A 25,208-nucleotide genomic window follows, 5' to 3' on the forward strand; every position below is an offset into this window, starting at 1 on the left:
TGCCCTGAGCCGAGGTGCTCCAGCCCTCCCCGCCGCACCGAAACCCCCTTCACCGAGCAGGAGTTCCGCCATGCCCCTACCCCGTCGCGCCCTGGTGACCGCCGCCGCCGCCCTCGCCGCCGCCCTCGCCCTGACCGCCTGCGGCGGCGCGTCCTCGGGAGCCACGGCGGAACTCGCCCCGGCCAAGGGCAGCACCGCGCCGAACGGCGCCGTGGTGAACCTGACGGCCGAGCAGAACCGGGTGACCACGGCCAAGGTCGACGCGATCGCGGCGCTCGTCCCGGAGGAGATCAGGCGGAGGGGGACGCTGGCCGTCGTCGACTCCCTCGGCACCACCCCGCCGCTGGACTTCTACGCCAACGACGACAGGACCATCATCGGCGTCGAGCCGGACATCGCCGCCCTGGTCGGCAACGTGCTCGGCCTCAAGGTCGAGTTCAACCCGGTCTCCTGGGAGAACATCTTCGTCGGCCTGGACAGCGGCAAGTACGACGTCGGCCTCTCCAACATCACCGTCACCGAGGCGCGCAAGGAGAAGTACGACTTCGCCACCTACCGGCTGGACGTCCTCGGCTTCGAGGCCAGGAAGGGCAGCGGCCTCAAGGTCGCCGGCGCCAAGGACCTGGCGGGCAGGTCGGTCGGCGTCTCCTCCGGCACCAACCAGGAGAAGCTGCTGATCTCCTGGAGCGAGGAGAACACCAGGAACGGCCTCAAGCCGATCGACATCAAGTACTTCCAGGGCACCGAGTTCTACCTGGCGCTCTCCTCCGGCCGGATCGACGCCTACGTCGGCCCCAATCCCAGCCTGGCCTTCCACGTCGCGCAGACCGGCGAGACCGAGATCGTCGGCACCTACTCGGGCGGCGGCGCGGACGTCCTCGGCAAGATCGCCGCGACCACCCGCAAGGGCAACGGGCTGGTCCGGGCGCTCAACGAGGCGCTGAACGAGGTGATCAGGAACGGCAGCTACGGCCAGGTGCTCAAGCGCTGGGGCCTGGACAACGAGGCCGTGCCGACCTCCGAGGTCAACCCGCCCGGGTTGCCCAAGCAGTAGGGCCCGTCCGTTCACCCGTTCGCCGCCCCCCGCCGCTATGGTGACCCCTCCGGCGGCGAACACCGCCCGGACACGGCGGACTTGGGGGAGGACATGCAGCAGGGGGAGGTGCTCGACGGCCGGTACCGGCTGGACGAGTGGCTGGGCAGGGGCGGCTTCGGTGTGGTCTGGAAGGCGACCGACCGGCGGCTCGACCGCGAGGTCGCGGTCAAGCTGCTGCTGGCGGAGCACGCCGCCGACCGGGAGGCCGTCGGGCGGTTCGTCCGCGAGGCCCGCACGGCCGGCGGTCTCTCCAATCCGCACATCGTGACCGTGTACGACTACGGCCTGGTCGCGACCGCCGCCGGGGGGACCCACTACCTGGTGCTGGAACTCGTCCGCGGCCGGGCCCTGTCCGACATCCTCAAGGACGGCGCCCCGGACCAGGAGGCCGCGCTGAAGTGGATGCGCCAGGTCTGCAAGGCACTGGACGCCGCGCACCGCTCGGGCGTCGTCCACCGCGACATCAAGCCCGAGAACGTGATGGTCGACGCGGGCGGCAAGGCCAAGGTGCTGGACTTCGGCATCGCCCGGCTGCTCACCCAGTCCGCGGTGCTCACCTCCACCGGCAGCGTGGTCGGCACCGTCCCGTACCTGGCGCCCGAGTGCTGGTCCGGCGCCGCCGTGGACGGCCGGGCCGACCTCTACGCGCTCGGCGTCATGCTGTACGAACTCTGCACCGGGCGGCGCCCGTTCCGCGCCTCCTCGGCCGCCGAGTACATGTACAAGCACCTGGAGGAGACCCCGCCCCGGGTGCGCAGCACCGATCCGGCGCTGGCCGACCTGGTCGCCGGGCTGCTCGCCAAACGGCCCGCGGACCGGCCGGCCACCGCCGCCGAGGTGCTGGAACGGCTGCGCCGGATCCGGCCGGGGGTGCTCCGCCCGGACGACCCCAGCCCGGAGCAGCTGCGCCGCCGGGCCGACCAGGCCTGGCGGCGCGGCGCGCAGGGCGCCCCCGGGGAGGCCGTCGAGATGCTCACCGCGCTCATCCCCGACCTCGCCCGGATCTGCGGCCCGGCCGACCCGCGCACCCTGCGCACCTGCCACGACCTGGCCCTCTGGCTGGCCCAGGACGGCAGCCCGGGCGCCGCCGTCGCGCTGCTGCGCGAGCTGGCCGCGGAGCCGGCCGCCGAACCGGACGTCCGGGCCGACGCGCTGCGCGACCTGGACCGCTGGCACCGGGAGGCCGCCCGGAGCGGGCCGGGCCGGCCGCGGGCGCTGAGCCTGGCCGGCCTGCTCGGCGGCGGCCCGCAGGGCGGCTGAGGGCCCTCGGCGCCGCACGGACGGGAGGCTGTCAACCGTGCGGGCCGCTGATTCGCCGCCTGCGGCGACTGTGGGAATTGATAGGAATCCGCCCATCGGGACTGTCTGGTCCACCGACCGGTGGCGTTGATATACCTCGTTGCCGGAGTCGGGCGCGGTGTCTTCGGCCGCCCCGGCGAGCTACGACGAAAAGGCTGGTGACGGATCGATGAAGCTCCTCCGCGTCGGACCCCCGGGCGCCGAGCGCCCGGTCGTGCTGGGCCAGGACGGCATCGGGTACGACCTCTCCGGGCGTGCCCGGGACATTGACGGGGCCTTCCTGGCCGGGCTGGACGCCGCCGCCCTGGCGCGGGACGTGGCCGCCGGGGCGCTGCCCCGGGTGGACCTCGCCGGGCAGCGGGTGGGCGCGCCGGTCGCCCGTCCGGGCAAGGTGGTCGGCATCGGGCTCAACTACCGCGACCACGCCGCCGAGGCCGGGGTCGCGGCCCCGGACGAGCCGGTGATCTTCCTCAAGCCGAGCTGTACCGTGGTCGGCCCGTACGACGAGGTGCTGGTGCCGCGCGGCGGCGAGAAGACCGACTACGAGGCCGAGCTGGCCCTCGTGATCGGCCGCACCGCCCGCTACCTGGCCGGGCACGAGGAGGCCGCGGCGGTGATCGCCGGCTACACGATCGCCAACGACGTCACCGAACGGGCCTTCCAGTTCGAGCGCGGCGGCCAGTGGGACAAGGGCAAGTCGGCGGAGACCTTCACCCCGCTGGGGCCCTGGCTGGTCACCGCGGACGAGGTGGCCGACCCGCAGCAGCTGCCGCTGCGGCTGTGGGTCAACGGCGAGCTGCGGCAGGACGGCAACACCGGCGAGATGATCTTCCCGGTGCTCGAACTGGTCCGCTACGTCAGCCAGTTCATGGTCCTGGAGCCGGGCGACGTGATCGTCACCGGAACCCCGGCCGGCGTCACCCTGGGCCACCCCGGTACGCCGTTCCTGGCCCCGGGCGACATCGTCGAGATCGAGATCGAGGGCCTCGGCCGCCAGCGGCAGGTCCTCGGCACGGCGTAACGCCCCGCCGGCGCGGCACCGGCCGCCCCGACCCCGGGCACGGGGGTCGGGTCACCGGGCCGCCAGCACCTCGCGCAGCCGCTCGGCCCGCGACGCCTGCGGCCCCTCCAGCGCGAGCAGCAGGGCCAGCACCTGCGCGGTCTGCGGGTCGTGCAGCGCGGTCGCCGCCGCCATCGCCGTGAACTGGTCCACCAGCCAGTCGCGCAGCTCGCCCACCGGCAGCGTGCGCCCCTCGTCCAGCCAGGTCAGCGACGCGCCCTCGACCACCGCGATCCACGAGCGCACCAGCAGCGTCAGCCGGGGCCCGGCCTCCCGCACGCCGAGGTGCCGCAGGGTCCGCTTGAGCGCCGCCCGCCGGACGTCGTCGACGATCGCCGAGGTGCGGGCCGTCTCCACCACCGAACCGCCGCGCAGCAGCGCCGAGTAGCCGGCGTCGTGCTCGGCCACGAAGGCGAAGTAGCCGTCCAGGACGGCCGCCAGCTGCTCGGACGGGGTCCCGGCCAGCGGGACGGCGAAGCGGCTGGTCAGCTCGTCGGCCGCGCTGCGCAGCGCGGCCTCGTACAACTGCTGCTTGCCGCCCGCGAAGTAGCGGTAGACCAGCGGGCGGGAGGCTCCGGCGGCCTCGGCGACGTCGTCCAGGCCCACCTCCTCGGGCGGCCGGGCGGCGAACAGTTCCAGAGCGACCGCGATCAGCTGTTCACGACGCTGCTGCACCGGCAGTCGCCGGTAGCCGGTGCGGCGCGGGCGGGGGCCGGGTGCGGCCGGGGCGGGCACCTGGTCGGTTGCCGTGGTGGGGCGGGCTTCCATGGCGGTCAGCGTAATGGGCGTGGGCCCGATCGGATCCTGTCGCGCGCGGCGGTTTCCCGAACGTGTGTTTGTCCGGGCCCGCCCGGCGGCGGTCGGCCGGTGCATGTCACCGATCGCCCGGTAAAGGCTTGCAATCGGCCCTCGCCACGCCATGATGTCCGAATGGTTGAAGAACTGATCACCTCCGACGCCACCACCCCGCGTCGCATCGCCGACGGTTACGTCCGGGCCCTGGCCGAACTCGACCCGCTGACCGCGGTCTACCTGGGGTTCAGCCCCGAGGACGACCGGCTGCCCGACCTCTCGCCGGCCGGTGCCGAGGCGATCGCCGACCTCGGCCGCCGCACCCTGGCGGCCCTTGCCGAGGCCGAACGCTCCGACGCCGCGCAGGACGAGGCGGAGCGCCGCTGCGCCCGGCTGCTGCGCGAGCGGCTGACCGCCTCCCTCGCCGTCCACGAGGCCGGGGAGAACTTCCGCGCGGTGCGCAACCTGGGCTCCCCGGTGCACGAGGTCCGGGACGTCTTCACCCTGATGGGGACCGACACCGAGGCCGAGTGGCAGGTGGTCGGCCGCCGGCTGGCCCGCGTCCCGCTCGCGCTGGCGCAGTACCGGGAGACGCTGGCCGCCGGCATCGAGCGCGGCCTGCTGTCCGGCCCGCGCCAGGTGGCCACCGTGGTCGGGCAGCTCGGCGAGTGGCTGGAGGGGGACGTACCCGGCGGCTGGTTCGGCGAGTTCGTCCAGGGCGCGCCGGAGGGCCTGCGCGCCGAGCTGTCCGGGCCCGCGCTGGCCGCCGGGGAGGCGCTGGCCGCCCTGCGCGACTGGCTGCGCGACGTCTACGGCCCGGCCGCCGCCGACACCCCCGACACCACCGGCCGCGAGCGCTACCGCCGCTTCGTCCGCTTCTGGACCGGCTCCGACCTGGACCTGGACGAGGCCTACACGTGGGCCTGGGGCGAGTTCCACGACCTGCTCGCGCAGATGGAGGCCGAGGCCGAGAAGGTACGCCCGGGCGCCGGCCCGATGGCGGCGATGAAGTGGCTGGAGGCGGACGGCCCGGCCGTGGAGGGCGCCGAGGCCACCCGCGTGTACCTCCAGGAGCTGATGGACCAGGCCGTCCGGGACCTCCAGGGCACCCACTTCGACCTGGCCGAGCCGATCACCCGGGTCGAGTCGAGGATCGCCCCGCCCGGCAGCGCGGCCGCGCCGTACTACAGCGCGCCCTCGCTGGACTTCAGCCGCCCCGGGCGGACCTGGCTGCCGGCGCTCGGCCGGGAGCGCTTCCCGGTCTGGGACCTGGTCTCCACCTGGTACCACGAGGGCGTCCCGGGCCACCACCTGCAGCTCGCGCAGTGGAACTACGTCGCGGACCGGCTCTCCACCTACCAGGTCAGCCTGGGCGGGGTGAGCGCCAACCTGGAGGGCTGGGCGCTGTACGCCGAGCGCCTGATGGACGAGCTCGGCTACCTCACCGACCCGGGACACCGCCTCGGCTACCTCAACGCGCAGATGATGCGCGCGCTGCGGGTGATCGTCGACATCGGCATGCACGCGGGCCTGGACTTCCCGGCCGACTCCCCGTACCTGCCGGGCGAGCCGGTCAGCCCGGAGGCGGCCCGGGAGTTCTTCGGCCGGTACTGCGGCCTGACCCCCGACTACCTGGACAGCGAACTGGTCCGCTACCTGGGCATGCCCGGCCAGGCGATCGGCTACAAGCTGGGCGAGCGCGCCTGGCTGCGCGGCCGGGCGGCGGCGCGGGCGGCGCACGAGGCGCGCGGCGAGGAGTTCGACCTCAAGGCCTGGCACATGGCGGCGCTCTCGCAGGGCTCGCTGGGGCTGGACGACCTGGTCGAGGAGCTGTCCGCGCTGTAGGGCGGCCGTCGGCCCCGGGCCTCGTCCGCGAGTCCCGGGGCCGCTGGTCCTTTGGCCCGAAAAGGTCGATTTGGCGAGGTTTTTCCTTGCCATCCGCCCGTGCGGGAGCTTCGCTTGAAGGCGACTGCGTGACATCCCCGACTGCGTGACCCCTCCGTACCCCTCCGGAAGGCTGACCAGTGTCTGCGCAAACCGCCACCGGTCATGAGAACGCGGACAGCCGCCGCTGGTGGGTGCTGGTGGTCATCGCCATCGCCCAGCTCATGATCGTCCTCGACGTCACCATCGTGAACATCGCGCTGCCGTCGGCGCAGCGGGACCTGGGCATCTCCGACGCCGACCGGCAGTGGGTGATCACCGCCTACACGCTCGCCTTCGGCGGCCTGCTGCTGCTCGGCGGACGGCTGGGCGACCTCTTCGGCCGCAAACGCGTCTTCACCGTCGGCCTGCTGGGCTTCGCCGCCGCCTCCGCCCTCGGCGGCTCGGCGGACGGCTCCGCCATGCTCTTCGGCGCCCGCGCCCTCCAGGGCGGGTTCAGCGCCCTGCTCGCCCCCTCGGCCCTGGGGCTGCTCTCCACCACCTTCACGGACCCCAGGGAGCGCAGTACGGCCTTCGGCGTCTTCGGCGCGATCGCCGCCGGCGGCTCCGCACTCGGCCTGATCCTGGGCGGGCTGCTGACCGAGTACCTGGACTGGCGCTGGTGCCTGTTCGTCAACGTCCCGATCGCCGCCGCCGCGGCCCTCGCGGCCACCGGCCTCCTGGAGCGCGACAACGCCGCCGGGGGGCGCCGGGTCCGGCTCGACCTGCCCGGCGCGCTGCTCGGCTGCGGCGGCCTGCTGGCGATCGTCTTCGGCACCTCCGAGGCCGTCACCCGGACCTGGGGCGACGGGCTGGTGCTCGGTTCGCTGGCCGTCGGTCTGGCGCTGCTCGCGGTGTTCGTCCTGGTCGAGAGGCGCACCGCGCACCCGCTGCTGCCGCTGCACATCGTCGCCGACCGCAACCGCGGCGGCGCCGCCCTCTCGGTCGGCCTGGCCATGATCGGCATGTTCGGCCTGTTCCTCTTCCTCACCTACTACCTCCAGGTCATCAAGCACTTCTCACCGGTGCTGTCGGGCGTCTCCTTCCTGCCCATGACGGCCGCCATCGTGCTCAGTTCGACCGGCTTCGCGGCCCGGCTGATGACCAGGGTGCCGACCCGGAACCTGGTCTGCCCAGGGCTGCTGCTCGCCGCGGCCGGCATGGCCTGGCTGACCCGGATGACGGTCGACAGCCCGTGGGCCGGCACGGTGCTGCCCGCCGAGCTGCTGCTCGGCTCCGGCATGGGCCTGGTCTTCATGCCGTCGATGAACCTGGCCACCCTCGGGGTCTCGCCGCGCGAGGCGGGCGCGGCTTCGGCCACCATCAACTCGGCCCAGCAGGTGGGCGGTTCGTTCGGCACGGCGCTGCTGAACACGGTCGCGGCCAGTGCCACCGCGTCGTTCCTGGCCACCCGGATCGCCTCGTCGCCGGCGGTACGGGCCCAGGGCACGGTGCACGGCTACGTGGTCGCCACCTGGGTGTCGACTGGCGTCCTGCTGCTGGCCGCGCTGATCGCCTTCCGGGTGATCGACCACCGGCCGGCGCCCGCTGTGACGACCGTCGTCCCGGGCGGGGCGCAGGCCCACACGGCCGTCCCGGCGGAGCCCCGACGAGAACCCTGAAATTTTCAGCAAGACCTTGCAGTCAACCTCCGGCGCCTGCTTGACTCCTGGCCACCGTCCAGGAACCGAGGAGGCGCCGTCGTGCTGCCCGAGTTCGACCTGCTCGTCGTCGGCGGCTCCGGCGTCGACACCATCGTCCGGGTGGACCGGCTGGAGGTCCCGCCCGGCGACTCGCTGTTCGTCGGACCCGTCCGCGACTACGTCGGCCACACCGGCAACGGCGTCGCCCTCGGCGCCCACCACCTCGGCCTGCGCACCGCCTTCCTCGACTTCCTCGGCGACGACCCGCAGGGCGCCCTGGTCCGCGCCTCCTACGAGCGCCACGGCCTGCACTTCGCGCACCTGGTGAGCCCGCACGGCACCCCGCGCGGGGTCAACCTGGTGGACGCCGCCGGGCGCCGGTTCTCCTTCTTCGACGGCCGCCACCCCGCCGACCTGCGGCTGCCGCCCGAGTTCTACCTGCCGTACGCGCGGCGCAGCCGGCACGTCCACCTCTCCATCACCGGCGTCAACCGGGACATGTACGCCGACCTCCACCGGCTCGGCCGCACCACCTCCACCGACCTGCACGACTGGGACGGCACCAACCCGCACCACCGCGACTACGCGCTCGGCTCGGACCTGGTGTTCCTCTCGGTGGCCGGCTGCCGCGGCCGGCACGAACAGGTGATGCGCGCGATCCTCGCCGAGGGCCGCGCCGGTGTCGTCACCGCCACCGCGGGCGCCGACGGCTGCTACCTGCTCACCCGGGACGACGACGAGGTGCACCACCTCCCGGCCGTCGACCCGGGCCACCCGGTGGTGGACACCAACGGCGCCGGGGACGCCTTCGTCGCGGGCTTCCTCGCCGCCTGGTTCCGGGGCCGCCCGCCGCTGGAGTGCGCCCGGGCCGGCTCGGTCGCGGGTGCCTTCACCTGCACCGTCGCCGGGACGCACACCGCCTTCGTCGGGGCCGAGGAGTTGGGGAGCGCGCTGGACCGCTTACTCGCCGACGGGTGAGGTTTTTCTCATGGATATCCCAGCCACCGGTAACGACCTTTCCAGGCTGAAACGGCATAGTCGTTGATCGCACGCAGCCCCCGGGAAACCGTCGATCACTGGCAGGAGAGACAGACATGGGTCAGCACCGCCGCCCGACGTCGCGCCGCCGCCGCAGCCTTCTGGGGCCGACCCTGTTCACCGCGCTCTCGGCGGTGGTGGTGGCCGCCGTGGTCACCGGCACGCACGGGCTGAGCCTGTCCGACGCGACGGCCGCCGGGAAGGCGGCCCGCAGCTCCCGGGCCGCCGTCGCGCCGGCCGCGACCGGGCCCGCGTCCGAGGCGCCCGCCGCACCCGCACCGGTCGACGCCCCCGCTCCGACCGACAGCCCCTCCGCCGCCCCGGCCGACAGCCCGACCGACAGCCCGACCGACAGTGCGAGCGCCGACCCCGGCAGCGCCCCGGCGGCCACCCCGACGCCCTCCGCGCCGGCCACCCCCGACACCCGCGGCGCCGTCCTCGGCACCACCGCCACCGCCGCCGCCACCCCCGAAGCGGCCACCGTGGGCGCGCTGTTCAGCGGCACCGTGGCGGCCGGAAACCACTTCTGCACCGCCAGCGTGCTGCACAGCCCCGGCGGCAACCTGCTGCTGACCGCCGCGCACTGCCTCAGCAGCGCCGGCGGCGTCACCTTCGTCCCCGGCTACCGCGACGGCTCCGCCCCGTACGGCAGCTGGCAGGTCACCGCGGTCCACACCACCACCGGCTGGTCCCAGAAGGGCGACCAGGACGAGGACTTCGCCGTCCTGGAGACGGCCCCGAGCAACGGCCGCAACGTCGAGGACGTGGTCGGCGGCAACCGGCTCGGCGCCGACGAGCCCTTCGGCGCGACCGTCCGCCTCTACGGCTACCCCGGCGACGCCGAGGAGCCCATCCTGTGCACCAACACCACCGGCCGGCAGAGCACCTACCAGCGCGTCATCGACTGCCCCGCCTACCCGTCCGGCACCAGCGGCGGCCCCTGGATCAACGTCGCCACCGGCGACGTGGTCGGCGCCATCGGCGGCTACCAGCAGGGCGGCGACACCGACGACGTGTCCTACAGCGCCTACTTCGACCACACCATCGCCGGGCTGGTCTCCCAGGTCGAGGGCGCCTCGTCCTGAGCCCGGCCGGGCCCGCGCCGCGCGCCGCCAACCGGGCCCGGACATGACGAAGGCCCAGATCCGTGGATCAACTCCATTGATCTGGGCCTCAGTTGCACTCCTTGCGAAGTGCCCCCGGTAGGATTCGAACCTACGCACCCGCCTCCGGAGGGCGGTGCTCTATCCCCTGAGCTACGGGGGCCTGCTCGGTGTCGTCGGCGTTTCGGCCTCCGACGTGAAGAACACTACCAGGCTCCGGGCGTGGTCCGTGCACGGGTTTCCGGCGGGGGCGGCCGAGCAGCTGTGGGGTGCGCCGGCGGCGGGCGGCGGGGGTCGGCGGAAGTGCCCAAAGGCCGGACGGGGCGGCGGGGGCGCCGATACCCTCGGTGAGGTGTCGGGAGTGTCCGGGCGGGTCCTCGTGGTGGACGACAGCGAGGTGATCCGCCAGCTGATCAGGGTCAACCTGGAGCTCGAGGGCTTCGAGGTGGTGACCGCCGCCGACGGCGCCGAGTGCCTGGAGGTGGTCCGCCGGGTGAAGCCGGACGTGGTGACGCTGGACGTGATGATGCCGCGCCTGGACGGCCTGCGGACGGCGGCCCGGCTGCGCGCGACCCCGGGGACCAGCCGGTTGCCGATCGCGATCGTGAGTGCCTGCACCCCGGCCGATCTGGACCTGGGGGAGGCCGTCGGGGTGGACGGCTACCTCGGCAAGCCCTTCGACCCGGCCGATCTGGTGGCGCTGGTGCGGCGGCTGATGGCTCTGGGGGGACAGCCGGGCGGGTTTCGCCCTGAGCGAACAGAGCGGACCGATCGAGGCTGACACCGCTGACGGGAGGGCTCGCGGGCGTCCCGACCGGCAAACCGGGTGGCGGGCGGGCACCCCGTCTCGCCTACGCTTGGCGTCGTGACACCCGCAGAGCTTTCCCAGGCAGTCCAGGCCGCAGTGAGCGCCGCCGTCGAGGCGGGCGAGCTGACCGTCGCCGTGCCCGAGCACGTGACGGTCGAGCGACCCAAGAACAGGGACCACGGCGACTACGCGATCAACGTGGCCCTCCAGCTCGCCAAGGCGGCCGGCCGCCCGCCGCGAGCCGTGGCGGAACTGCTGGCCGACCGCCTGCGAGGGATCACCGGCGTCGCCAAGGTCGACATCGCCGGGCCGGGCTTCCTGAACATCACCATGGACGCCGCGACCCAGGGCGCGCTGGCGCGCACCATCGTCGAGACGGGCGAGGCCTACGGGCGCAACGAGGCGCTCAAGGGCCTGAAGATCAACCTGGAGTTCGTCTCCGCCAACCCGACCGGCCCGATCCACATCGGCGGCGTCCGCTGGGCCGCCGTCGGCGACTCGCTGGCGCGCGTGCTGCGGGCCAGCGGCGCCGACGTCACCACCGAGTACTACCTGAACGACGCCGGCGTGCAGATCTCCAAGTTCGCCGGCTCGCTGAAGGCCGCCGCGAACGGTCAGCCCGTCCCCGCCGACGGCTACGTGGGCGAGTACATCGGCGACATCGCCAAGGCGATCACCGACGGCGTCCCGGGCGTGCTCGACCTGCCCGACGCCGAGCAGCTGGAGGCCTTCCGCACCGAGGGCCTCAAGCTCATGGTGGCCGAGATCCAGCGCTCGATGCAGGAGTTCGGCACCCACTTCGACGTCTGGTTCTCCGAGAAGACGCTGCACGAATCCGGCGCGGTCGAGAAGGCCATGGACCGGCTGCGCGAGCAGGGCCACGTCTTCGAGCAGGACGGCGCGGTCTTCCTGCGCACCACCGACTTCGGCGACGACAAGGACCGCGTCCTGGTCAAGGCCGACGGCGAGACTACCTACTTCGCCGCCGACGCCGCGTACTACCTGTCGAAGCGGGACCGCGGTGCCGAGGTCTCCGTCTACATGCTGGGCGCCGACCACCACGGCTACGTCAACCGGCTGAAGGCCATCGTGGCCTGCGCGGGCGACGACATGAACCGCAACATCGAGGTCAAGATCGGCCAGTTCGTGAAGATGCTTCGCGACGGCGAAGAGGTCCGCATGTCCAAGCGGGCCGGCAACATCATCACGATCGACGACGTGATCGAGTGGATCGGCGTGGACGCCGCCCGCTACACCCTGACGCGGTCCCCCACGGACTCCACCATCACGCTCGACATCAACGTGCTGACCAGCCAGTCCAACGAGAACCCGGTCTACTACGTCCAGTACGCGCACACCCGGATGTGCGGCGTGGCCCGCAAGGCCGCGCAGCTCGGCGTCGACAAGGGCGCGGCGGAGGACTTCAAGCCCGAGCTGCTCGCCACCGTGTGGGAGAACGACATCCTCGGTGCCCTCGGCGAGTTCCCGCGGATCCTGGCCACGGCCGGCGAGCTGCGCGAGCCGCACCGGGTCGCCCGCTACCTGGAGGACCTGGCGGGCAAGTACCACCGCCTGTACGAGAACTGCATGTTCCTGCCCAAGGGCGACGAGGAGCTCACGGACACGCACCGCGCCCGGCTCTGGCTGGTCGAGGCCACGCGAACGGTGATGGCCAACGGCCTGACGCTCCTGGGCGTCACGGCGCCCGAGCGGATGTAGGCACCACCCCCAAGTGCGCAGCGGGGGCGGCTGACGGTCAACGGAGACCGTCGCCGCCCCTCGCCATAGGTCAAGGAAGCAGGACATGTCTCGCTCCGCACACCCCGCAGGCCCCCGTCACGGTGACGTGCTGCCCGAGGGCCACTACGCCGCCCCGCCGGCCGACCTGAACGCGCTCGACCCCAAGGTCTGGTCGCGCACCGTCGCCCGCGACGCCGAGGGCGTGGCCACCGTCGGCGGGATCGACGTCAAGTCCCTGGCGGCCGAGTTCGGCACGCCGGCCTACGTGCTCGACGAGGACGACTTCCGGGCCCGGGCGCGGGCCTGGCGCGACGCCTTCGGCACCGAGGCGGACGTCTTCTACGCCGGCAAGGCGTTCCTCTCCAAGGCGATCGTGCGCTGGCTGCACGAGGAGGGCCTGAACCTCGACGTGTGCAGCTCCGGCGAGCTGACGGTGGCGCTGGCCGCCGGGATGCCGCCGCAGCGGATCGCGCTGCACGGCAACAACAAGACGGCGGACGAGCTCGAACACGCGGTGAAGACCGGCGTCGGGCGCATCGTGGTCGACTCCTACGAGGAGATCGAGCGGCTGGCCGCGATCACGGCCCGCCAGGGCGTCCGCCAGCAGGTGCTGATCCGGATCACCGTCGGCGTCGAGGCGCACACCCACGAGTTCATCGCCACGGCGCACGAGGACCAGAAGTTCGGGCTGTCCCTGAGTCTGGCCGCGCCGCGAAGCGGCTCGGTCGAGGGTGGTGGTGGGCGACGGGAGGGCGGCTCGGCCGCCGAGGCGGTGCGCCGGGTGCTCGGGCACGAGGGCCTGGAGCTGCGCGGCATCCACTCGCACATCGGCTCGCAGATCTTCGACACCGCCGGTTTCGAGGTGGCCGCCCGCCGGGTGGTCGGCCTGCTGGCCGAGATCCGCGACGAGCACGGCGTCGAGCTGCCCGAGATCGACCTGGGCGGCGGCCTGGGCATCGCGTACACCAGCGAGGACGACCCGCGCGAGCCGGCCGAGATCGCGGCCGCGCTGGCCGACATCGTGCGCCGCGAGTGCGCCGCCGCGAACCTGAACACCCCCCGGCTGAGCGTGGAGCCGGGCCGGGCGATCGTCGGCCCGACGGCGTTCACGCTGTACGAGGTCGGCACCGTCAAGCCGCTGGAGGGCCTGCGCACCTACGTCAGCGTGGACGGCGGGATGTCCGACAACATCCGGACCGCGCTGTACGACGCCGAGTACTCGGTGGCCCTGGTGTCGCGCCGCAGCGACGCCGAGCCGATGCTGGTGCGGGTGGTCGGCAAGCACTGCGAGTCAGGCGACATCGTGGTCCGGGACGCCTTCCTGCCGGCCGACCTGGCCCCGGGCGACCTGATCGCGGTGCCCGCAACCGGCGCGTACTGCCGCTCGATGGCGAGCAATTACAACCACGCCCTGAAGCCTCCCGTGCTGGCCGTCAAGGATGGCGCCGCGCGGGTGATCGTCCGGCGCGAGACGGAGGAGGATCTCCTGCGTCTCGATATCGGATGACGAAATCCTTGTCTCAGATCATGGAACGACCGTAGATCCGTGCGGGAAGTCCCCGAGACTGGTACGGACCGAAGTTCCCGGCGGCCCCCAGAATCCCGCCGGAATTACCGAAGCACGAAGAATGCAGAGCGGAGTCGGATGATGCGTACGCGCCCGCTGAAGGTGGCGTTGCTGGGTTGTGGTGTGGTGGGCTCCGAGGTGGCGCGCATCATGACGACGACGGCCGACGACCTCGCCGCGCGCATCGGTGCCCCGGTCGAGCTCGCGGGGATCGCGGTCCGCCGGGCCGGCCGGGTGCGCCCGGGCGTGCCTGAGCACCTGATCACCACCGACGCCGAGGCCCTGGTCAACCGGGGCGACATCGACGTGGTGGTCGAGGTCGTGGGCGGCATCGAGCCGTCCAAACACCTCATCCTGTCGGCGTTCCAGCGGGGCGCCTCGGTGGTCAGCGCCAACAAGGCGCTGCTCGCCAAGGACGGCACCGAACTGCACGCCGCGGCCGCCGCGGCCGGGGTGGACCTGTACTACGAGGCCGCGGTGGCGGGCGCGATCCCGCTGCTGCGCCCGCTGCGCGAGTCCCTCGCGGGGGACAAGGTCAACCGGGTGCTGGGCATCGTCAACGGCACCACCAACTTCATCCTCGACAAGATGGACACCACCGGCGCCGGCTACTCGGAGGCGCTGGAGGAGGCCACCGCGCTGGGCTACGCCGAGGCCGACCCGACGGCCGACGTCGAGGGCTTCGACGCCGCCGCCAAGGCCGCGATCCTGGCCGGCATCGCCTTCCACACCAAGGTCACCGCGGCGGACGTCTACCGCGAGGGCATCACCGAGGTGACGGCCGCCGACATCGCCTCCGCCAAGGAGATGGGCTGCGTGGTCAAGCTGCTCGCGATCTGCGAGCGGGCGGCGGACGGCGAGTCCGTCACCGCGCGGGTCCACCCGGCGATGATCCCGCTGTCGCACCCGCTGGCCTCCGTCCGCGAGGCGTACAACGCGGTGTTCGTCGAGGCCGAGGCGGCCGGCCGGCTGATGTTCTACGGCCCGGGCGCGGGCGGCTCGCCGACCGCCTCCGCGGTGCTCGGCGACCTGGTCGCGGTCTGTCGCAACAAGCTGGCCGGTGCCACCGGTCCCGGTGACTCGGTGTACACGCAGCTGCCCGCCAAGCCGATGGACGAAGTGGTCACCCGCTACCACGTCAGCCTGGACGTGGACGACCGTGCGGGTGTCCTCGCCCAGGTCGCGTCCGTCTTCGCGGAGCACGGCGTCTCCATCGACACCGTGCGCCAGCAGGGCCGCGACGGCGACGCCTCGCTCGTCGTGGTCACTCACCGTGCCACCGACGCCGCGCTGTCGGCGACGGTCGACAAGCTCCGCGCGCTGGACAGCGTGCGGGACGTGGCCAGCATCATGCGGGTCGAAGGGGAGTAAGGAACAGCCATGAACGCCGTTGCCGAGAACGTCGTCCGAGGCGCGCACACCCACCAGTGGCGCGGCCTGATCGAGGAGTACCGGGACCGCCTGCCGGTCACCGCGGCCACCCCGGTGGTCACCCTGCTGGAGGGCGGCACGCCGCTGGTCCCCGCCCAGGTGCTGTCCGAGCGCACCGGCTGCGAGGTCTACCTCAAGGTCGAGGGTGCCAACCCGACCGGCTCCTTCAAGGACCGCGGGATGACGATGGCCATCTCCAAGGCCAAGGAGGAGGGGGCGCAGGCCGTCATCTGCGCCTCCACCGGCAACACCTCGGCCTCCGCCGCCGCGTACGCGGTGCGGGCCGGGATGGTCTGCGCGGTGCTCGTCCCGCAGGGCAAGATCGCCCTCGGCAAGATGGGCCAGGCGCTGGTGCACGGCGCCAAGATCCTCCAGGTGGACGGGAACTTCGACGACTGCCTCACCCTCGCGCGTGAGCTGTCCGAGAAGTACCCGGTGGCGCTGGTCAACTCGGTGAACCCGGTGCGGATCGAGGGCCAGAAGACCGCGGCCTTCGAGATCGTCGACATGCTCGGCGACGCCCCGGACATCCACGTCCTGCCGGTCGGCAACGCGGGCAACATCACCGCGTACTGGAAGGGCTACCGCGAGTACTCCGCCGACGGCCTGGCCACGCGCACCCCGCGGATGTGGGGCTTCCAGGCCTCCGGCTCGGCCCCGATCGTGGACGGCGCGCCGGTGCTCAAGCCGCAGACCATCGCCACCGCGATCCGGATCGGCAACCCGGCCTCCTGGGACTTCGCGCTCGCCGCGCGGGACGAGTCGGGCGGCCTCATCGACAAGGTGACGGACCGTCAGATCCTTTCCGCCTACCGGCTGTTGGCCGCGCAGGAGGGCGTCTTCGTGGAGCCCGCCTCGGCCGCCTCGGTGGCCGGCCTGCTGGCCAAGGCGGAGGCCGGCCTGGTCGACCCGGGCCAGCGCATCGTCTGCACCGTGACCGGCAACGGCCTCAAGGACCCGGACTGGGCGGTGGCCGGCGCGCCGCAGCCGCAGATCGTCCCGATCGACCCGGAGGCGGCGGCGCAGCGCCTGGGCCTGCTCGACTGACCTGCCGTCGGGCTCCACGGGCGCCCGACGCCTCGACGGGCCGACCCTTTCGGGGGGCGGCCCGTCGATGTTCTCCGGTGACACTTTTGTGTCAATTACGCCGCGCATTCCGATCCGATTCCGGTACGCATTCCGGCCAGAAGCGGCAACACACCAGATCGGAGGACCACGGGGTGTACCACTGGGGAACCTCTCTTCGATACTCTGGGTTCGGCCGTGTGGCACATGCCCCGGGTCCGGCCTTCTCCAGGCCGCGCCAACGACCGTGACCGCCCGCCCCGCCGGGGCCTGTGGTCCATTCCCCGCCTTCGCACCGACGACGCGATCCGCGCCGCCCGATTTCCCCAGGAGAGTCCACCGCATGGCCGGTCCCGCGTTCCGTGCCGCCGCCGTCCGGGTCCGGGTTCCCGCGACCAGTGCCAACCTCGGCCCGGGCTTCGACGCCTTCGGCCTCGCGCTGGGCCTGTACGACGACGTGGTCGTCCGGGTCGCCGACTCCGGGCTCTCCATCGACATCGCCGGCGAGGGTGCCGACACGCTGCCCCGCGACGAGCGCCACCTGCTGGTCCGCTCGATGCGCGCCGCCTTCGACCGCCTCGGCGGCCAGCCGCGCGGCCTCGAAGTGGTCTGTGCCAACCGGATACCGCACGGCCGCGGCCTCGGCTCCTCCTCGGCCGCGATCTGCGCCGGCATCGTGGCCGCCCGCGCGGTCACCATCGGCGGCCCGTCCGCGCTGGACGACGACGCGCTGCTGGCCCTCGCCTCCGAGCTGGAGGGCCACCCCGACAACGTCGCGGCCTGCCTGCGCGGCAACTTCACCATCGCCTGGACGGACGAGGAGTCGGCCAAGGCGGTCAGCCTGGAGCCCTCCGACCAGGTCGTCCCGGTGGTGTTCGTCCCCGCTGACGAGGTGCTCACCGAGACCGCCCGCGGCCTGCTGCCGAAGACCGTGCCGCTGACCGACGCCGCCGTCAACGCCGGCCGCGCCGCGCTGCTGGTCGAGGCGCTGACCAGGCGGCCCGAGCTGCTGCTCGCCGCCACCGAGGACCGCCTGCACCAGGACTACCGCTCCTCCGCCATGCCCGACAGCGCCGCCCTGGTGGGCGCGCTGCGCGCGGAGGGCGTCCCCGCGGTGATCTCCGGGGCCGGCCCGACCGTCCTCGCGCTCACCGACGAGGCGGGCGCCGACAAGGTGCTCTCCTTCGCCGGGCACCACGGCCACGGCGGCGACCCGGCGTTCGCCGCGCACCGCCTGGAGCTCGACCGGATCGGGGCCACCGTGCTCCCGCTGGACGGCTGAACGGCCCGTCCGGGCTGCTCGTCCGGCCCGGCCCGGCCACCTGAGAGCCGGGCCGTCCGGACACGATTGGCAAGCGCAAGGCTGGGGAATGTCTGAGGGGGTCGGTAGTGTTAACCTCATTGCTGCACCAGGTGCCCTCCGGGGATCGGTGCGCCGCGTCCCGATCCCAGCACTCCACTGCCGTGGAGTCGCGGCGATGCACGGGGCGACGATTCTCCGGGAGCCCACCGCAGCGCGTACGCAGCCTGCCTGCGCGACACGCGGCCGCATCCCGAAGCCGTGACGGCACCTGACTCCCACCCGCGGCCTCCCACCTTGAGGCCAGGACGGGCGGAGCGCGGTCCACCGTCACGCGACGGGGGCCCGGGATTCGCAGGCAAGCGTGGGGGTACGCCCGGTCGGCACACGACCGACCGGCCCGCCGCGCCACTCAGCACCACCGTGCTTCACGCACCGCACCTCGCAGCTCTCCCTCGACCGGCTTCCGCCTTTCGGGGGATCACCGCCTCGGACCGACGCAGTCGAGCGTCGGTCAGGACAGCACAACCGGTCGCCGAGCCAGACAGGCCGACGTCCGCTCCAGGGAAGGACCCTTAGTGAGCGACTCCACCGATCTGATGGGCGCGCGCCCGGACGCCGAGGCGTCGGACGCAGCCGCCGCCCCCGCGGCCCCGGCGCGGCGCCGCCGTACCGCCGCCGCCGGCCTGGACGGCATGGTCCTGGCCGAGCTGCAGAAGCTCGCCGGGGACCTGGGCATCACCGGTACCGGACGCATGCGCAAGAGCCAGCTGATCGAGACCATCAAGGAGAAGAGCGGCGGAGACCCGCTGCTCGCCGCCGGTGGTGCTCCGGCCGCCGCCAAGCGCACCGCCTCCAAGGCGGACGCCGCCGAGGCGCCGGCCGAGAAGCCGGCCCGCCGCACCAAGGCCGCCGCCGCCGCCGCTACCGCCGCCGCGGCCCCGGCCGCCGCCGAGTCGCAGGCCCAGATCGAGATCCCGGTCCAGGCCGCCGCCGAGACCGCCGCGCCCGCCCGTGCCGAGCGCACCCGCCGCCGCGCCACCTCGGCCGCCGGTGCCCCGACCGCCGACGCCACGGCCGACGCCGCCGTTGCGGTGGCCGAGCCCAAGCAGGCCGAGACCCGCCAGGCCGAGACCCGCGCCTTCGAGGGCCGCGAGGAGGGCCGCACCGAGACCCGTCGCGACCGCCGGGACCGCCGGGACCGCGGCGACCGCCCGGAGCGGGCCGACCGCCCCGAGCGCGCCGAGCGCCAGGACGGCGGCGAGGCCCAGGACGGCGACTCCCGCGAGTCGCGCCGCGACCGCCGCAACCGCCGCGAGCGCACCGACCGCCAGCCCCAGCAGGGCGGCGGCCAGCAGCAGGCCGGTCAGGGCGACGGCCAGCAGGCCCGCCAGGGCGGCCAGCAGACCCAGCAGCCGCAGGTCCAGCAGGGCGGCTACGACGACGACGAGTTCGGTGACGGCCGCCGTGGCCGCCGTGGCCGCTACCGCGACCGCCGGGGCCGTGGCGCCCGCCGCGAGGGCTTCGAGGCCGGCCCCGCCGAGCCGCAGGTCGGCGAGGACGACGTCCTGATCCCGGTCGCGGGCATCCTCGACATCCTCGACAACTACGCGTTCGTGCGCACCTCCGGCTACCTGCCGGGCCAGAACGACGTCTACGTCTCGCTCGCCCAGGTCCGCAAGAACGGCCTGCGCAAGGGCGACGCCATCACCGGCGCGGTGCGCCAGCCCAAGGACGGCGAGCGCCGCGAGAAGTTCAACGCCATGGTGCGGCTGGACTCCGTCAACGGCATGGACCCGGAGAGCGGCCGCGGCCGCCCCGAGTTCAACAAGCTCACCCCGCTCTACCCGCAGGACCGGCTGCGTCTGGAGACCGACGCGGGCATCCTGACCACCCGGATCATCGACCTGGTGTCGCCGATCGGCAAGGGCCAGCGCGGTCTGATCGTCGCGCCGCCGAAGACCGGCAAGACGATGGTGCTGCAGGCGGTCGCCAACGCGATCACCCACAACAACCCCGAGTGCCACCTGATGGTCGTCCTGGTCGACGAGCGTCCGGAAGAGGTCACCGACATGCAGCGGTCGGTGAAGGGCGAGGTCATCTCCTCGACCTTCGACCGCCCGGCCGAGGACCACACCACCGTCGCCGAGCTGGCCATCGAGCGCGCCAAGCGCCTGGTGGAGCTGGGCCACGACGTGGTCATCCTGCTGGACTCGATCACCCGCCTCGGCCGCGCCTACAACCTGGCGGCGCCGGCCTCCGGCCGCATCCTGTCCGGTGGTGTCGACTCGACCGCGCTGTACCCGCCGAAGAAGTTCTTCGGCGCCGCGCGCAACATCGAGAACGGCGGCTCGCTGACCATCCTGGCCACCGCGCTGGTCGAGACCGGCTCGCGCATGGACGAGGTGATCTTCGAGGAGTTCAAGGGCACCGGCAACATGGAGCTCAAGCTCGACCGGAAGCTCTCGGACAAGCGCATCTTCCCGGCCGTCGACGTGGACGCCTCCAGCACCCGCAAGGAGGAGATCCTGCTCGGCAGCGAGGAGTTGGCCATCGTCTGGAAGCTGCGCCGGGTGCTGCACGCGCTCGACTCGCAGCAGGCGATCGAGCTGCTCCTGGACAAGATGAAGCAGACCAAGAGCAACGCCGAGTTCCTGATGCAGATCGCCAAGACCACCCCCGGCTCCAACGACTGACCGTAGCCGGACGGTTGTCGCCCACCGAACCCCGGACCGCGCGAGCGGTCCGGGGTTCGGTGCGTCCACTCGGCTTTGTTCCAGAGTTGGGACATCATGAGGCTTTTTGATCATCTTGTCCGTTTTACTCTGGACCGTATGGCCGAGCACAAGAGGGTCCTGACCCGCCGCCGCAAGATCCTGCGGGCGGCCGCCTGCACGTTCGCCGCGCTCGTCGTCCTCGGCGCCGGAGCGGCCGGGTACGCGTACGTCGAACTCAACGGCAACATCAAGAGCGTCGACATCAACGCCCGCCTCGGCGACGCCCGCCCGCCGGCCGCCACCGACGGCTCGTTCAACGTCCTGGTGCTGGGCTCCGACTCGCGCAACGGCGAGAACGGCGACCTGGCCGGCGGCGACACCGGCGACACCGCCCGCTCGGACACCGCGATGGTGCTGCACGTCAACCAGGACCACTCGCACGCCGAGGTCGTCTCGATCCCGCGCGACACCCTGGTCACCCGGCCCGACTGCACCGACGCCGCCGGCAAGGCGGTGGCCGGCGCCAAGCGCGCGATGTACAACAGCGCCTTCGAGGCCGGCGGCGCGGCCTGCGCGGTCAAGACCACCGAGCAGCTCACCGGGCTGCGGATGGACCACTACGTGCAGATCGACTTCGCCGGCTTCGCCCGCGTCGTGGACGCGATAGGCGGGGCCACCGTGAGCACCGCGGTGGCCATCCACGACAAGGACAGCGGGCTCGACCTGCCGCCGGGAGAGCACCACCTCGACGGGCAGCAGTCGCTGGCCTTCGTCCGCACCCGGCACGGCGTCGGCGACGGCAGCGACCTCGGCCGGATCGAACTCCAGAAGCAGATGGTGAAGTCGCTGCTCCAGCAGGCCGGCGGGATCGGGCTGTTCTCCAACCCGGTCAAGCTCTGGTCGATCGGCGACACCATGACCCGCAGCATCACCACCGACTCCGCGCTGGGTTCGGTGAACGCCCTGGTGGGGCTCGTCCAGGAGCTCAAGGGGATCGGGCCGGACCAGCTCGGCATGGTGACCCTGCCGGTGATGACCGCCCCCGGTGACCCCAACCGGGTGGTCGAGCAGCAGCCGCAGGCGGACCAGCTCTGGGCGGCCCTCAAGGCCGACCAGCCGGTCCCGCAGGCGATCGTCTCGGCGCAGCCCGAGAACCCCGCCCAGGCCGCCCCCACGGCCGCCCCCACGGCCGCCCCCACGGCCCCGGCGAAGGCTCCCGCCAGGCGCTGAGCGGTGCCCGGAATATCCCGGAACACGACCCGGTTTGGGAAGATGCGGCCGGTCCTGGCAGACTGGTCCGTCGGTCCCGGTTCACGTGCGGCGCTCCAGCCGCCGACCCGGTGCCCTCCCGAAACCTAGGAGAACCCCTTGAAGCCCAACGTTCACCCCGAGTACGTGGTCACCCGTGTGACCTGCACCTGCGGCGCCGAGTTCACGACCCGCTCGACCGAGACCAGTGGCGAGATCCGCGCCGAGGTCTGCTCGCAGTGCCACCCGTTCTACACCGGCAAGCAGAAGATCCTCGACACCGGTGGCCGCGTGGCCCGCTTCGAGGCCCGCTTCGGCAAGCAGCACAGCGCGAAGGCCTAGCGCTCCCACGGCGCCGGTTCCCGGTGCCCCCGTACTCGTTCCGGGGGCGCTGGGGGCCGGCGCCGTTCGCATCCCCCAGCACCCCCTCCAGCGGTTCGCACGACCGGCCGGTCCTCACCGGCTTCCAACGGTTCTCACGGGAAGAAGGCCCACTCCATGTTCGAGGCAGTCGAAGAGCTCCTCGTCGAGCACGCCGACCTCGAGAAGAGGCTGGCCGACCCGTCCGTCCACGCCGACCAGGCCAACGCTCGCAAGCTGGCCAAGCGGTACGCCGAGCTGACCCCGATCACCCGGGTCTACCGGCAGTGGCGACAGGCCGGCGAGGACATCGAGGCCGCGCGCGAACTCGCCGCCGAGGAACCGGAGTTCCTCGCCGAGGTGAAGGAGGGCGAGCAGCGCCGCGAGGGGCTGACCGAGGAGCTGCGGCTGCTGCTCGTGCCGCGCGACCCGAGCGACGACAAGGACGTCATCCTGGAGATCAAGGCGGGTGAGGGCGGCGAGGAGTCCGCGCTGTTCGCCGGCGACCTGCTCCGGATGTACCTGCGCTTCGCCGAGCGGATCGGCTGGAAGACCGAGATCATCGACGCCAACGAGTCCGACCTCGGCGGCTACAAGGACGTCTCGGTGGCCGTGAAGACCAAGGGCAACGCCGAGCCCGGGCAGGGCGTCTGGGCCCGGCTGAAGTACGAGGGCGGCGTGCACCGCGTGCAGCGCGTCCCCGCCACCGAGTCCCAGGGCCGCATCCACACCTCCGCGGCGGGCGTGCTGGTCACCCCCGAGGCGGAGGAGGTCGAGGTCGAGATCGTCGCCAACGACCTGCGGATCGACGTCTACCGCTCGTCCGGCCCCGGCGGCCAGTCGGTCAACACCACCGACTCCGCGGTCCGGATCACCCACCTGCCGACCGGTATCGTGGCGTCCTGCCAGAACGAGAAGAGCCAGCTGCAGAACAAGGAGCAGGCGATGCGCATCCTGCGGTCGCGCCTGTTGGCCGCCGCGCAGGAGGAGGCCGAGCGCGAGGCCTCGGACGCGCGTCGCAGCCAGGTCCGTACGGTGGACCGCTCCGAGCGGATCCGGACGTACAACTACCCGGAGAACCGCATCTCGGACCACCGCACGGGGTTCAAGTCGTACAACCTGGACCAGGTCCTGGACGGCGAACTGAACGCGGTGATCCAGTCCTGCGTCGACGCGGACGCGGCGGCCAAGCTCGCCTCGGCCCAACAGAACTGAGACCGGCGCGCCCAGCCCGAGCGACGGCGCGAGCCGGAGCGCAGAAACAAGAGGTCGTACGGATGAACCTGCTGCTCGCCGAGGTGGCCCAGGCCACCCAGCGGTTGGCCGCGGCCGGCGTGCCGTCGCCGCGCTTCGACGCGGAGGAACTCGCCGCCTACGTCCACAACGTCAAGCGCAGCCAGCTGCACTCGGTGAAGGACGCCGACTTCGACGCCCGCTACTGGGAGGCCGTCTCCCGCCGCGAGGCGCGCGAACCGCTCCAGCACATCACCGGGCGGGCGTTCTTCCGCTACCTCGAACTGGAGGTCGGCCCCGGGGTGTTCGTACCCCGGCCGGAGACCGAGACGGTCGTCGAGTGGGCCATAGACGCCGTCCGCGACATGGACGTGGCCGAGCCGCTGGTCGTCGACCTGTGCTCCGGCTCCGGCGCCATCGCGCTCGCCCTGGCCCAGGAGCTGCCGCGCTCGACCGTGCACGCCTTCGAACTCGACGAGGGCGCGCTGCAGTACACCCGGCGCAACATCGAGGCCAGCCCCGACCGCGCCCGGGTCACCCTGCACGCCGGTGACGCCACCCGGGCCTTCGCCGACGACCGCTCCTGGGACGGCCGCTTCGACCTGGTGATCTCCAACCCGCCGTACATCCCGCTCACCGAGTGGGAGTACGTCGCCCCGGAGGCCCGCGACCACGACCCGCAGATGTCGTTGTTCTCCGGCGAGGACGGCCTGGACACCATCCGCGGCATCGAGCGGGTGGCCGCCCGGCTGCTGCGCCCCGGCGGCGCGGTGGTGATCGAGCACGCCGACCAGCAGGGCGGGCAGGTCCCGTGGATCTTCAACGAGGAACGCGGCTGGACGGACACCGCCGACCACCGCGACCTGAACAACCGACCGCGCTTCACAACAGCCCGCAGGGCGTCGTTGTGAAGGGTCGAGCACAGTACGACAGCCCGCAGGGCGTCGTTGTGAACGATCGAGCACAGTACGACAGCCCGCAGGGCGTCGTTGTGAGCGGTCGAGTGCCGTACGCCCACCCGAGGGGCGTCGTCGTGACCGGCCGGGCCGCGGTACCGCCGCTCGCCCGGCCGCGCCGTGAAGACCGTGCTGTGAACGCTGTGATGAGCCATTCCGGAAGGGGACCGCACCGATGAGCCGCCGTTACGACTGTGCCGACGCCGGGGACCGCGCCACCGGCCTGCGCGAGGCCGCCTCGGCCATTCGCCGGGGCGAACTCGTCGTGCTGCCCACCGACACCCTGTACGGGGTCGGAGCGGACGCCTTCTCGCCGGAGGCCGTCGGCGACCTGCTGGCCGCCAAGGGCCGCGGCCGCAACATGCCCTCGCCCGTGCTGGTCGGCTCGCCGACCACCCTGCACGGCCTGGTCACCGACTTCTCCGAGCAGGCCTGGGAGCTGGTCGACGCGTTCTGGCCGGGCGGGCTCACCCTGGTCGCCAAGCACCAGCCCTCGCTGCGCTGGGACCTCGGCGAGACCCGCGGCACCGTCGCCGTCCGGATGCCGCTGCACCCGGTCGCCATCGAGCTGCTGAACGCCACCGGCCCGCTCGCCGTCTCCAGCGCCAACAAGACCGGCGGCCCGTCCCCGGCCACCTGCGACGAGGCGCAGGCGCAGCTCGGCGACGCCATCTCGGTCTACCTGGACGGCGGACAGGCGGACCACGCGACCGCCTCGTCCATCGTCGACGTCACGGGCAAGGTCCCGGTCCTGCTGCGGGCGGGCGCGATCAGCGTCGAGCAGCTGAGGGAGGTCGTCCCCGACCTGGAGGCCGGCAGTTGACGCCCA

The 25,208-nt window shown here is 72.8% G+C and carries 20 protein-coding genes and 1 tRNA gene; 19 read left to right on the forward strand and 2 right to left on the reverse strand.

What is annotated here, in order from left to right; genetic code table 11:
- Positions 1-70: 70 nt before the first annotated feature.
- The 3 genes from AB0P03_RS12005 to AB0P03_RS12015 all read left to right on the forward strand — a co-directional run bounded on the left by AB0P03_RS12005 (position 71) and on the right by AB0P03_RS12015 (position 3,416).
- A complete protein-coding gene (locus AB0P03_RS12005; RefSeq protein WP_363581958.1) occupies positions 71-1,054 on the forward strand; it encodes an ABC transporter substrate-binding protein in 984 nt (327 codons plus the stop codon).
- Positions 1,055-1,147: 93 nt separating this feature from the next.
- A complete protein-coding gene (locus AB0P03_RS12010; RefSeq protein ID WP_363628703.1) occupies positions 1,148-2,356 on the forward strand; it encodes a serine/threonine-protein kinase in 1,209 nt (402 codons plus the stop codon).
- Positions 2,357-2,564: 208 nt separating this feature from the next.
- On the forward strand, positions 2,565-3,416 hold the full coding sequence (locus tag AB0P03_RS12015) for a fumarylacetoacetate hydrolase family protein (protein ID WP_363628704.1): 852 nt from the start codon (positions 2,565-2,567) through the stop codon (positions 3,414-3,416).
- 51 nt (positions 3,417-3,467) lie between these two features.
- Here AB0P03_RS12015 and AB0P03_RS12020 read toward each other — a convergent pair whose 3' ends face one another.
- Positions 3,468-4,223: a TetR/AcrR family transcriptional regulator gene (locus AB0P03_RS12020; protein WP_363581964.1), complete on the reverse strand. Its 756-nt coding sequence runs from the start codon at positions 4,221-4,223 to the stop codon at positions 3,468-3,470.
- 162 nt (positions 4,224-4,385) lie between these two features.
- On the opposite strand from AB0P03_RS12020, the gene AB0P03_RS12025 reads away from it, so the two are divergent.
- The 4 genes from AB0P03_RS12025 (at position 4,386) to AB0P03_RS12040 (ending at position 9,936) form a co-directional block, all read left to right on the forward strand.
- Entirely contained in the window at positions 4,386-6,092 is a 1,707-nt protein-coding gene (locus tag AB0P03_RS12025) for a DUF885 domain-containing protein (protein WP_363581966.1), read from the forward strand.
- A gap of 179 nt (positions 6,093-6,271) precedes the next feature.
- Positions 6,272-7,792, forward strand: a complete 1,521-nt coding sequence (locus tag AB0P03_RS12030) for an MFS transporter (RefSeq protein WP_363628705.1) — start codon at positions 6,272-6,274, stop codon at positions 7,790-7,792.
- 84 nt (positions 7,793-7,876) lie between these two features.
- Positions 7,877-8,791, forward strand: a complete 915-nt coding sequence (locus AB0P03_RS12035; protein ID WP_363628737.1) for a carbohydrate kinase family protein — start codon at positions 7,877-7,879, stop codon at positions 8,789-8,791.
- Between the two features lie 116 nt (positions 8,792-8,907).
- Complete coding sequence (locus AB0P03_RS12040; protein WP_363628707.1) at positions 8,908-9,936, forward strand: serine protease; 1,029 nt, start codon at positions 8,908-8,910, stop codon at positions 9,934-9,936.
- A 109-nt stretch (positions 9,937-10,045) separates the two neighbouring features.
- Here AB0P03_RS12040 and AB0P03_RS12045 read toward each other — a convergent pair.
- A tRNA-Arg gene (locus AB0P03_RS12045) sits at positions 10,046-10,117 on the reverse strand.
- A 198-nt stretch (positions 10,118-10,315) separates the two neighbouring features.
- Here AB0P03_RS12045 and AB0P03_RS12050 point away from each other — a divergent pair.
- The 12 genes from AB0P03_RS12050 to AB0P03_RS12105 all read left to right on the forward strand — a co-directional run bounded on the left by AB0P03_RS12050 (position 10,316) and on the right by AB0P03_RS12105 (position 25,202).
- Positions 10,316-10,735, forward strand: a complete 420-nt coding sequence (locus tag AB0P03_RS12050; protein WP_363582150.1) for a response regulator — start codon at positions 10,316-10,318, stop codon at positions 10,733-10,735.
- 84 nt (positions 10,736-10,819) lie between these two features.
- Entirely contained in the window at positions 10,820-12,481 is a 1,662-nt protein-coding gene (argS, locus tag AB0P03_RS12055) for an arginine--tRNA ligase (RefSeq protein ID WP_363581970.1), read from the forward strand.
- A gap of 85 nt (positions 12,482-12,566) precedes the next feature.
- The gene (gene lysA, locus AB0P03_RS12060) at positions 12,567-14,009 is read left to right on the forward strand and encodes a diaminopimelate decarboxylase (RefSeq protein ID WP_363581972.1); all 1,443 of its coding nucleotides are present in this window, start codon (positions 12,567-12,569) and stop codon (positions 14,007-14,009) included.
- A 138-nt stretch (positions 14,010-14,147) separates the two neighbouring features.
- Entirely contained in the window at positions 14,148-15,440 is a 1,293-nt protein-coding gene (locus AB0P03_RS12065; RefSeq protein WP_363581974.1) for a homoserine dehydrogenase, read from the forward strand.
- Positions 15,441-15,449: 9 nt separating this feature from the next.
- Positions 15,450-16,547, forward strand: coding sequence for a threonine synthase (gene thrC / locus AB0P03_RS12070; RefSeq protein ID WP_063347816.1), 1,098 nt, complete (start codon positions 15,450-15,452; stop codon positions 16,545-16,547).
- Between the two features lie 361 nt (positions 16,548-16,908).
- Entirely contained in the window at positions 16,909-17,847 is a 939-nt protein-coding gene (thrB, locus tag AB0P03_RS12075; RefSeq protein ID WP_350879612.1) for a homoserine kinase, read from the forward strand.
- Positions 17,848-18,443: 596 nt separating this feature from the next.
- Entirely contained in the window at positions 18,444-20,561 is a 2,118-nt protein-coding gene (gene rho / locus AB0P03_RS12080) for a transcription termination factor Rho (protein ID WP_363628708.1), read from the forward strand.
- 138 nt (positions 20,562-20,699) lie between these two features.
- Entirely contained in the window at positions 20,700-21,812 is a 1,113-nt protein-coding gene (locus tag AB0P03_RS12085; RefSeq protein ID WP_363581980.1) for an LCP family protein, read from the forward strand.
- A gap of 138 nt (positions 21,813-21,950) precedes the next feature.
- Positions 21,951-22,172, forward strand: coding sequence for a 50S ribosomal protein L31 (rpmE, locus tag AB0P03_RS12090; protein ID WP_030057539.1), 222 nt, complete (start codon positions 21,951-21,953; stop codon positions 22,170-22,172).
- Between the two features lie 156 nt (positions 22,173-22,328).
- Positions 22,329-23,405 carry a peptide chain release factor 1 gene (gene prfA, locus AB0P03_RS12095; RefSeq protein WP_363581982.1) on the forward strand — a complete coding sequence of 359 codons (1,077 nt, stop codon included), beginning with the start codon at positions 22,329-22,331 and terminating at the stop codon, positions 23,403-23,405.
- A 62-nt stretch (positions 23,406-23,467) separates the two neighbouring features.
- Positions 23,468-24,334 carry a peptide chain release factor N(5)-glutamine methyltransferase gene (gene prmC / locus AB0P03_RS12100; protein ID WP_063347810.1) on the forward strand — a complete coding sequence of 289 codons (867 nt, stop codon included), beginning with the start codon at positions 23,468-23,470 and terminating at the stop codon, positions 24,332-24,334.
- A gap of 220 nt (positions 24,335-24,554) precedes the next feature.
- Complete coding sequence (locus AB0P03_RS12105) at positions 24,555-25,202, forward strand: L-threonylcarbamoyladenylate synthase (protein WP_063347809.1); 648 nt, start codon at positions 24,555-24,557, stop codon at positions 25,200-25,202.
- Positions 25,203-25,208 lie beyond the last annotated feature (6 nt).

This window comes from Kitasatospora sp. NPDC088779 (genome assembly GCF_040685395.1).
Lineage (GTDB): Bacteria > Actinomycetota > Actinomycetes > Streptomycetales > Streptomycetaceae > Kitasatospora.